2 protein-coding genes and 1 pseudogene are annotated in these 1,629 nt (G+C 57.0%); 1 reads left to right on the top strand and 2 read right to left on the bottom strand.

Annotation, left to right across the window (positions count from 1 at the left end):
• On the top strand, positions 1 to 312 hold a 312-nt coding region (locus ACFHWW_RS33740; RefSeq protein ID WP_379943686.1), incomplete at its 5' end, for an amidohydrolase family protein.
• A gap of 26 nt (positions 313 to 338) precedes the next feature.
• Here the strand turns inward: ACFHWW_RS33740 and ACFHWW_RS33735 are convergent.
• A pseudogene (locus tag ACFHWW_RS33735) lies at positions 339 to 704 on the bottom strand (integrase core domain-containing protein); the annotation flags it as partial.
• An 11-nt stretch (positions 705 to 715) separates the two neighbouring features.
• The coding region (locus tag ACFHWW_RS33730) for a putative bifunctional diguanylate cyclase/phosphodiesterase (RefSeq protein WP_379943684.1) at positions 716 to 1,629 on the bottom strand (914 nt) is incomplete at its 5' end.

Here is a 1,629-nt window from a genome sequence, read left to right as displayed (position 1 = left end):
ATCGGCTGGGCCGAGGGAATTACGGCGCTCGCCACCATTCCCGGTCTGCATTGCAAAGTTTCCGGCTTGGTGACAGAGGCCGGGCCGGACTGGTCCGCAGAGCGCATCCGCCCCTTCGTCGAACCTGTCGCGCGCGCCTTTGGTCCGGAGCGCCTGGTGTTCGGCTCTGACTGGCCGGTCTGTACATTGGCCGCCACCTACGGGCAGGTCGTCGAACTCGCCCACAGTCTGCTAGGCGAACTTTTCAACAGCCAGCAAATGCGAGACATCATGGAGACCAATGGGAGGAAGTTTTACCGGCTTGAGCTGTGAATTTTCGGTAAGACGAGCGGCTTTGACTAGATGTTTAGTCCCGGCATGAATCGATCCGCCTCTGAAGTCCATCGTTTGCAGATGAACTCGTAAGGTGTGAGGCCTTTGAGCGTCTTCAGCCTTCGGCCAAAATTATAGGCATCGATGAAGTCCTGAAGATGCCGGCGCAGTTGGTCATGATTGTCGTAATGGAAGCGCTTGACGGTGGCCTCCTTGATGGTGCGGTTCATCCGTTCCACCTGTCCGTTGGTCCACAGATGGTTGATCTTGGTGAGCCTGTGTTCGATGCCGTTCTCGTCGCAGACCCGATCGAAGATGTGGTGGAGGGCGTATTTGTGACGGGCGTGGTTGGTGAACTGGATGCCGTTGTCCGTCAGCACGGTGTGAACCCTTCAGATGCTCATTACCCTTTCTCGCTCGACTGGATGAGGCTCAAGATCTGTGCGGCGGGTAGTGGACGAGAAAAGAGATATCCCTGCGCCTCATCAAAGCCTTCGGCGTTAACGGCTGCGAGCTGAACCTCGGTCTCCACGCCTTCCACGGTGGTCGTTATGCCGAGCGTCCGGCCAATACCCGCGACGGCTCTGACGATCGCCAGGGACTCTTTCCCGGTAGGCAGGTCGGTGATAAACCCACGGTCGCCCTTGATGTTATCGAAGGACCCGAGAGATGAGTAGCCGGTGCCAAAGTCGTCCATGACGATTTTCGCACCGAGTTTCCTGATTTCCTGCAAAGTCTGGATGTTGGCGTCAGTTTCGTCGAGCAACACCGATTCCGTAACCTCGATCTGCAAACGCGAGGACTCCAAGCCGGTTTTCTCGAGGATGTCCGCAATCACGGCTGGAAGCCGCTGATCTCGAAACTGCAAAGGCGATAGGTTCACCGCGACGCTGACCTGAGACGGCCAGGTGGCCGCTTCGCTACAAGCCTTCCACAGGATCCATTCTCCAAGGGGGAGTATCAATCCGGTCTCTTCGGCAATCGGAATGAACTCAGCAGGAGACACTTGGCCCTTTTCCGGGTGCGCCCAGCGAACAAGCGCCTCACATGTCGTTACCTGCCGTGTGTATAGATTAATTAGCGGCTGGTAATGGAGCTCCATCTCTCCGTTGGCGATCGCTTGCCGGAGGGAGATTTTCATTTTTTGCCTTGCCTGGAGATCGGCATCCATCGCTGGCTCATATCTCACATACGTGCCGCGGCCGTTTGCCTTGGCCCGATATAGCGCGACGTCAGCAGCCTTGATGAGCTGATCCACCGATTGGCCATCTTCGGGGGCGAAGGCCAATCCTACGCTGACTCCGATATCAGTCTGTG

Source organism: Sinorhizobium sp. P24N7, from assembly GCF_042436655.1.
Taxonomy (GTDB): Bacteria; Pseudomonadota; Alphaproteobacteria; order Rhizobiales; family Rhizobiaceae; genus Sinorhizobium; species Sinorhizobium meliloti_A.
This window is presented reverse-complemented; position numbering and strand designations above follow the sequence as displayed.